Raw genomic sequence first — 8,120 nt, forward strand, 5'->3', positions numbered from 1 at the left:
CCTTCCCAATTATTTAATATATATATTTTAGATTTTTTCATGCTTACTTATGTTGCAACCTCTATTCATAGATCTTCTGGAGGTATTTCTCCTGTAAAATATCTTATGTTTTCAAGTTTTGTTCTACCCTTATTTACTTCCGTTTTATTATCATATACATAAATTAATTTCTTCTCTCTATTATTTCCATTTTGCTTTGGAACAAGGTCTTCATCAGCTTCTATGTAGATTGTGTTAACCTTTCTCTTTTCTTTTATTTCCATCCTAACTTTTTCAGCTATAATTGTAGTTTTAATGCTTTGAAAAATACGAAATCACAAGGCCGGAAACAATTGTACCTATAATTATTGTCCCAACCACTACAAAAACCGCTTGCTCCGCTATTATAATTTCCTCATAAATCAGTAAGCTCTCTGTCATTAACAATATCCCTAACATAAGCAACATTAATCCTGCGACATGTGCTAGTCTAGTAGGATCAACTACGTCTTTAGGATCATATCCAGCTATAATTTCTACCGCTTTAAATTTCCAAATTAATAAAGCTACAATTGTTAATGAAATTCCAGCAACAAGTGAAACAATACTCATAAACAAATCCCTCCATTAAAATAAATTGTAATTCTACAACATTACCGCAAATTAATAAAACATATATCTTACCGATGAGAGTATCAATTAATTGTCGATATCAACGTTTAAACAACTTAATTATTATTATGATTATTGAGTTCATCTATAAGTCCATTTTGTTTTATTTTAACTTACATTTAGCGTTCCTTATAGGTAGTCTAAGAACCTCTACAGAAGGAGCTTGGTTGCTCTTTCTGTGGAGGTTTCAATTCCTTATAGGTAGGCTAAGAACTCAACATGAGGTATTAGACTTTTACCAAACATTTTAGTTTCAATTCCTTATAGGTAGGCTAAAAACCTTTATCTTTAGCCTTTGGTCTGTCAACAGCTAAAGGTTTCAATTCCTTATAGGTAGGCTAAAAACCTTGATTTCTTATATGTACCAAAGCATCTTTTGCTTGTTTCAATTCCTTATAGGTAGGCTAAAAACCAATATACGACTATTTAGAGCAATTAAGTGACGACTGTTTCAATTCCTTATAGGTAGGCTAAAAACCATTAAAATATATAGAATATATGTCGTCTGTATCGAGTTTCAATTCCTTATAGGTAGGCTAAAAACAGACAGCTTAGACGAGGTTATAGAAGTAGATATTATGTTTCAATTCCTTATAGGTAGGCTAAAAACTATTTGTTGCCATCTTCAATAATCGGAGGTATCGCAGTTTCAATTCCTTATAGGTAGGCTAAAAACTGGAATACAAATGGAACTGCTCATTGTTTTTCTTGGTTTCAATTCCTTATAGGTAGGCTAAAAACGACGAGGAAGAGGGCGACCTTACAGCTGAGGGCTATGTTTCAATTCCTTATAGGTAGGCTAAAAACACTATATCTGGAGCTTCTGCAAATCTTACTGGAGAATGTTTCAATTCCTTATAGGTAGGCTAAAAACTATAGTGCTTGTAGGACTTCCTGCGTTGTCATTTACCGTTTCAATTCCTTATAGGTAGGCTAAAAACGGGAGATTGGTAGCAGTCACTGGAAGGATACAGACAGGTTTCAATTCCTTATAGGTAGGCTAAAAACTAAAAAACCTGCATTTTTAGCCATTTTAGAGGTTCTTGTTTCAATTCCTTATAGGTAGGCTAAAAACCCCGTTCATATATTGATATTACTATATATAACTTATTATGTCAATTGTATAGTGCAACTGAAGAAAATAAAAATGTGTAATTTTGAACTTTGCATATTTTTAATTTGTCGTCGATCTCCAGGGGTTTTTGCACTATTGGACATCGACGACAAATTTCTACTTATTTTTTCTTTTTGTTATTTTTTTCATCATTAAGTTTTAATCCACTTAAGTCGATTGTAGTTCCAAAACTATTTGTATTTTGTTTCTTATTATAATTAGATTTGTTATTTTGATTGTTTGGTGGATTATTGTACTTCGGTTTACCTTTATTTTGATCAATATTATTTGTAACATTTTTATCTTTAATCTTATTTTTATAAGATAGTGCATCTGGAAGTATTTTTTTATTTTTAAATTCATTCAATGGCATATATGAATAATAATCTCTATCATTTTTATCAACTACATATTTTTTCATATATAGAAAAGTTTTTATTGAATTATTCTCTTCAATATTTTCACCTTCTAAAAATATCTTTGAAAAATACCTTTTATATTCATCAATATAAATTAAAGGATCATCAGATGTGTAATAATCAAATGAAAACTCTCCATATTTTTTGTCTAAATCCTCTAGTTTCAATTCAACATTTTCAATCTTTACTCTTCCAAACCCATAAGGCTTTCCCATTCCTATAGATTGATAAGAGTATTCATTTAACATAAGAGACCATAAAACAAGACCTAGTTCATCTCTATTTAAATTTTTGAAATGTATTCTTCCTTTAAATCTTGAGCCTTCATCTAAGGGTTTGAGATTACTTCCTACATTATTATTAGAATTAACTTTAGTATATTCAATATAATTTTTCAGCCAATATTCTTTATATCCTCTTAGCTCAAAATTGTCATTCTCATAAGTAATCAGATTTTCTTTTTTCGAATCTAAATTTTGTTTTAAATAAAGTGTGTAGCTAGTTGGTTTAGGTTCACCAAGGATTACAGGGATAACTTCATCGTGTTCATTGCCTTCAATTAGAACGGCATCTTCAAAACTTAATCTTGATTTGTAGTCATATTTAGATTCATTTAGATAAAATTCAGAAAATCCATACAAAGATTTTTCATAACTAATTCCATTAACATATCTTAATTTATCTTTTACTCCGTTTAAAATATCGTTTTTATAAAATAACCTCATGTAAGGAGTGAATCCAAAGTGCAATTGTCCATCTTTTTCTATATAGAAAACATGCTTTAGAGATCCTTTATCAGGGAGATTGTAGAACGAAGCTTTTTTCTTCGTCATTTTACAGTCTTTCTCGTAGTTAAAAACATCTTCTTTACTTAAAGTGAAACTGTGAGAATTATCATTTGGTGCAGCTACTAAATAATGGCTCATTTTTCCTCTTATAAATCCACCAGTTAATAAAATTCCATTGTTTTTTAACTTTCCTTTTTCTGAAATACTAGTTACTCTTCCTTTTTGGTCAAATGTAAAAGAAACTTCTACAAAATATGGGCTGGCATTTTTGTTTTCATAATTTCTGATAATTTCTAATTTTTTTCTGGTATTTTTTTCTTTATTTAGCTTTCTAATTTCATCTTTATATTTAATAATACCTTCATTATACATAAAATGTATCTTATTTTTTATGCTTTTATCTGCAATTTCCCTTAAATTTAATTCACTTATTCTTGTATAACCGATTCCATTAAATATTTTTTCACTTTCATAAATTATATAATCTGAATTATCATCTTGCTTAATAAAACCCGATTTTATGTTTTTAGCAATTCTCTTTATTGGATCTATTCCTAAGTGATTTTTATAAATTTTACTTAGTGAATTATTCGAGGCTATATCTCTGAACAATAACTTCGCATTTTCAATGTCTGTTAGATTTTTGTTTACCGTTTTATTCTCATTTACAGGGCTGCTCATACTTAAAATTTGTGTATTTTTTCTTAAAACTCCTCTTATGCTATTTCCTGGGATAGAAAAATTTCCTTCTGAGTTTCTAAAAAAAGTCTTTAATCCTTCTGAGGATTCATTTTCTGCAACTATGATTGGTGTTTTAGCAACAATTTCATATTCTATTGTCCCAGATAAAAGAGCATTTTTATTTTTGTCAAGATATGTGTTGTGTTTTGGCAAGTCATCGTATGAATTATATCTATTTACAGCTTTAGATGGGAATGGTACAAAATTATATGGAGCTTTTGCATATTTTAACTTAAGGTCTTTTTCTAAATCCATTATTTCAGCTTTCATAAGATCACGCCCTTTCAAAAATAAAATCTACTGGTTTCATATATGATATATAACACTGATTTTCTAAATCATAATCAAGGTATTTTTTTACCTTAATTTTATTGGCTTCTTTTAATTTTATATCTTTATATATAAAGTATGACTCTTCAATATATTCTGGGTCATCTAATTCTTTGAAATAAGATGCTTTTATTTCATTTCCATTTTTCCAGACTTTTATTTCAGATAATTCATTGAAAAATCTTGCCTCAATAAGTTTTTCGTCATCAATTTCCAAATCTTCGATGCTGCCAACGTATACATTGTCAATATTGTATACAATAGCATATTTTAGATCTAAACTTTTTAATAAAGATTTTTCAAGAATATCATTAAGATTGTTATTTATATCAAAGTTAAGAATTGTTTTGCAGTTTTCAACATTAAGGCTAGTTAACAGGTATTTTGGCATTAATTTCACCCTCTTACTTTATAATTTTTTATAGCAGAAATATATTCATCTAATAAGTTTTTATTAGAAATAGTCTTATTTTTAAAATCAATTTCTATATTTTGGTGTTCATCTCTTATAAACATTTTATGAGCTTTAAATCTACCTCTTCCAATGCTAAAATCAGCTCCTAAATTTAAATTCTCTGTTCCTAAATCTCGAAGTGCTAGGCTAATTAGACCTACTACCATATTGTCATAGCTTATATTATTGGTTTTTCTATATATTAGCGATATTTCTGTTTCAGCAGTGACTGGTTCATCATTCATTAGCGCATTGTTTATAGTTCCTGAAGTAAATCTATCTATTCTATTTTTAGAATATATTTTTGGATTTGCATTGTTTAAAGTAGACTCATTTGCAAATAAACGGCTTAATTTAAATTGACTTTTATTATCGATATTAATTTTTCCAAACAATTCATCTAATTCATCATTTAATGAATAATAGTTTGCTATAACTTCAATTCTTGACCTCAATGTTCCCTTTAAACTAGAGCCTGGTATGATATAATCGTTGTAAGAATTCATTATACTGGCTGTATCAGGACTATCGGGATCTACGATATTGTTATTTTTTATTATAAGTGGGGTAGTAAACTTACCATATATATTAAAAAAAACAAATCCCTTTTCAATTTCCATTTCATTCATTTTGTAAGTTGTATTTTTCATATTTGAATAATCTTTTTTCAAAAATAAAAGAAGCTCTTCTTTGTTTTTGAAGTTAAAACTGATTTCCTCAATTTCATTAACTTTAAATACACCCAATCCATCACTTTTATTTCCACCGAATCTTATAATTGATTGATCTAATGCTTTAAGTGATTTATAAATAAGGTTTTTATTTTGATTGTTATCAAAATCGTCTCTTATTTCAAATATTAGTTCAAATTCAAGCCCTTTATCTAAATATGTGCTTTCTCTTTTAGAACCACTTACATTGCTGCCACTTTCTGAATTGATTTTTAAATTATCTCTTTTTGTAAAACTCTTTATTTTAGCAGTAGCATCTTTTATATAGACCTTACTTTGAGTATTAAGCTTACTATCTCCAAATAAATCATTTGAATTTTCTCCAATAGAGTCTAAAAACGATCTAAAAGAGCCAGCTATTGACGTTGCGGGGATGTAGGCTAGGTTTTCATCTTCGTATATCAATATAGTCTTATCATCATTTCCAATGAAAAGTGGAGTAGAACTTATTATTTTTGCTTTGATTATAGTTACAGAATTCATTTATTTTTCCTCCCTTATTCTTAATTGATACCTAAACAGTTCTGAAAGGATTTTTAGATTGAGCCTATATATAAATTCTGGTTCAATTTCATTGAAATAATCTGGGAAGTTTTCTGAATCTATAGCACAGTCTTTAAATTTTTCTTTAAATAATTCTTTGTTAGTGCTGTTTTTGACGTAATCATCTAAAAAAATAAGCATATTTTTGTTATCATCTTTTGTTTTTATACTATACAATGCTTCGTACAATGGATTTCTAGATTTGCTAGTTAAATGGCACATGAAATTTGCGAATTTATCTTTACCTATTTTGGGCTCTAATGTAGTTAAGTTGTTGATTATAGTCATTAAATTTCCAATTTGAGTGTCATTTAACTTTTTCCAATCATTTGGTACTATTTTTTTATTCAGCTCAAGGACTTCTTTACTGATATTTTTATTGATTCTATTTTTAAATATCTCAAAACCAATGGTGTTAAGAAGGTTAACCTCTTCTGGGCTAAGATTTGCTGGTTCTAATTTAGATATCATATTGTCAGAATTTAACTCTATTTTTTTGTATTTTATATCATCAACTATAGCAATTCTGCCGAATCCTTCATTTTTTCTTTCTCCAATTCCAAGAGATATTGTTTCATATAGCCTATTTGGATCTAAAGTCTCATCAATATGAAATTTAAATACACTTCCAGCTTTTATAGCTACTGTATTTGGAGTTTTTTGTCTCCATTTATTGTTGTATGATGATACATATTTTGTTTCGATATTGCTATCCACATATTTAGCATTTTCACAACCTATTGCATATCCATCTAATGTGGTTGTGTATTTGCCTAGATTGTTACGATAGATTATATCGGAAAGAGCTATTACATAAAAATCTTTATCTACATTTAAATTTGATAAAGTGGCTTCTGGATTTTCATCTGACACTTTTAAATTTTCTATTTTACATTTTCCGTATCCACTTCCTTTAGAACCTCCAATATATACAATAGAATCTTTTAATAAATTAACTATTTCTTCTTCATAGTCGTCTACAGTTTTAATTATTCCGGAAAATGTTTGACCTCTTTTAATTGTTTCATATCTATAGAGCTTATTTTTTGGCGTATTTTTATTTATATGAAGATGTGATTCTTTCTCTATTTTTACTTTATTTAAAGTATCGCCATTTTCAACAACAAATTCGCATAATCTAACCTTTTCATATAGAGGTTTTAGTTTATTGTCAATTCCTAGTTCAAGATTTAGGTAATCACTTGCCATTTTCATTTCAGCTTTGGGTGCGAAGAAACACTTTGGTAGTGGGAAACTCCTTTTATCTTTTGCTTTAGGATATGCGTTAAAAAAAACTATATCATCTGTAAACAATTTTTCTCTATGAGGGTTGTTTGATATATCACCAACATTATATTTATTTATGTAGTTATATATGAAAGCTCCTCTAATTGACGAACCAGTGATGTAATCTAAACTCTCTTCGAAATCTATTTGATTGTGTGTAGTAGAAAGCTTTATGTTTTCAAGGCATTCGATATCATAGGTAATGTATTTAACCATTTATTTCACCTCGCTTAAAAAGTTTTCAACAAGAGTAAAGCTTATTTCTTCATATTCTCCAGATTTTTTTTCATATAAAGAACAATCTATTTCGCCTTTACCCCTTGTTCTCATTGATCCAATATGTCTTAAATTCTTTACAGCTAGAGCTAATGCACTTTTTTCTTCATTTGAAAGTTCCTTTTCACAGCTAACTTCAACTTCAAATTGTAATCCTTTCTTAATTACTCTCATTTGCCTTAGACTTTTATCTTTGGATCTTCCCTCTTCATCTATACTCGTGAAACTTCTTATATCAGTTAAAGACTCCTTTATTTCTAGAGGGTTCAAAATGCCTTTATCTACATTATCCATTATTATTTTACGTACCTTGCTTGACAATCTCATATCGGAAAATTTGAGTCTTTGCCATTGATTTAATCCGTCTTGGGGTTTTCCAAAAAGATCATCAACTAAATATAGATAACGTCCTTCATCAATTATTTCTAATATTTCTTCAAGTGAATCTCTTAAATTCCCTTTAAAAGTCTTAGATTTCATATAAACCATTCCATAGTCATCAGTTACAACATCTAAATCTACTGTGCTTGGGACAGAATATCCACTTCCAAATATAGTTTCTGATTCCAATTTTATAGTTATCAAAAATTCTTCTTTCATGAGAGGCCTCCTATTTTAACGTTTTGAAAACATCCATTGCTTCGATAGCATCAAAATACATGCAGGTATTTTCATAGAAACAGTAATCACCTTTTGCATTTTTCAAAGCTGGAAAATAGTTCGAAAGTCTGTTTAATTCCAAGAAATATTGAGTTTCCAACTCGCCTTTTCTTAAATATTCTCTTA

Annotated in this window: 7 protein-coding genes and 1 CRISPR repeat array; all 7 genes read right to left on the reverse strand. The window is 28.6% G+C overall.

The window, feature by feature from the left end:
• Positions 1-65 precede the first annotated feature (65 nt).
• Complete coding sequence (locus tag ACTB1H_RS08420; RefSeq protein WP_463262398.1) at positions 66-263, reverse strand: UPF0236 family transposase-like protein; 198 nt, start codon at positions 261-263, stop codon at positions 66-68.
• A gap of 28 nt (positions 264-291) precedes the next feature.
• Positions 292-591, reverse strand: coding sequence for a DUF3784 domain-containing protein (locus ACTB1H_RS08425; RefSeq protein ID WP_463262399.1), 300 nt, complete (start codon positions 589-591; stop codon positions 292-294).
• 244 nt (positions 592-835) lie between these two features.
• Positions 836-1,726: a CRISPR direct-repeat array (repeat unit 30 nt; unit sequence GTTTCAATTCCTTATAGGTAGGCTAAAAAC).
• Between the two features lie 160 nt (positions 1,727-1,886).
• Positions 1,887-3,983, reverse strand: coding sequence for a TIGR03986 family type III CRISPR-associated RAMP protein (locus ACTB1H_RS08430; RefSeq protein ID WP_463262400.1), 2,097 nt, complete (start codon positions 3,981-3,983; stop codon positions 1,887-1,889).
• Between the two features lie 4 nt (positions 3,984-3,987).
• Complete coding sequence (locus tag ACTB1H_RS08435; protein WP_463262401.1) at positions 3,988-4,434, reverse strand: hypothetical protein; 447 nt, start codon at positions 4,432-4,434, stop codon at positions 3,988-3,990.
• Between the two features lie 5 nt (positions 4,435-4,439).
• Positions 4,440-5,711 (reverse strand): RAMP superfamily CRISPR-associated protein, encoded by a 1,272-nt coding sequence (locus ACTB1H_RS08440; protein WP_463262402.1) that lies wholly within the window; start codon positions 5,709-5,711, stop codon positions 4,440-4,442.
• Positions 5,712-7,274 (reverse strand): RAMP superfamily CRISPR-associated protein, encoded by a 1,563-nt coding sequence (locus ACTB1H_RS08445; RefSeq protein ID WP_463262403.1) that lies wholly within the window; start codon positions 7,272-7,274, stop codon positions 5,712-5,714. It abuts the gene before it with no gap.
• Complete coding sequence (locus ACTB1H_RS08450; RefSeq protein ID WP_463262404.1) at positions 7,275-7,934, reverse strand: RAMP superfamily CRISPR-associated protein; 660 nt, start codon at positions 7,932-7,934, stop codon at positions 7,275-7,277.
• Positions 7,935-8,120 lie beyond the last annotated feature (186 nt).

It is taken from the genome of Soehngenia sp., assembly GCF_055108775.1.

Bases quoted from the DNA above. Each gene is read 5' to 3' on its own strand.
- ACTB1H_RS08420 (WP_463262398.1), bottom strand. From the start codon at position 263: ATGGAAATAAAAGAAAAGAGAAAGGTTAACACAATCTACATAGAAGCT.
- ACTB1H_RS08425 (WP_463262399.1), bottom strand. From the start codon at position 591: ATGAGTATTGTTTCACTTGTTGCTGGAATTTCATTAACAATTGTAGCT.
- ACTB1H_RS08430 (WP_463262400.1), bottom strand. From the start codon at position 3,983: ATGAAAGCTGAAATAATGGATTTAGAAAAAGACCTTAAGTTAAAATAT.
- ACTB1H_RS08435 (WP_463262401.1), bottom strand. From the start codon at position 4,434: ATGCCAAAATACCTGTTAACTAGCCTTAATGTTGAAAACTGCAAAACA.
- ACTB1H_RS08440 (WP_463262402.1), bottom strand. From the start codon at position 5,711: ATGAATTCTGTAACTATAATCAAAGCAAAAATAATAAGTTCTACTCCA.
- ACTB1H_RS08445 (WP_463262403.1), bottom strand. From the start codon at position 7,274: ATGGTTAAATACATTACCTATGATATCGAATGCCTTGAAAACATAAAG.
- ACTB1H_RS08450 (WP_463262404.1), bottom strand. From the start codon at position 7,934: ATGAAAGAAGAATTTTTGATAACTATAAAATTGGAATCAGAAACTATA.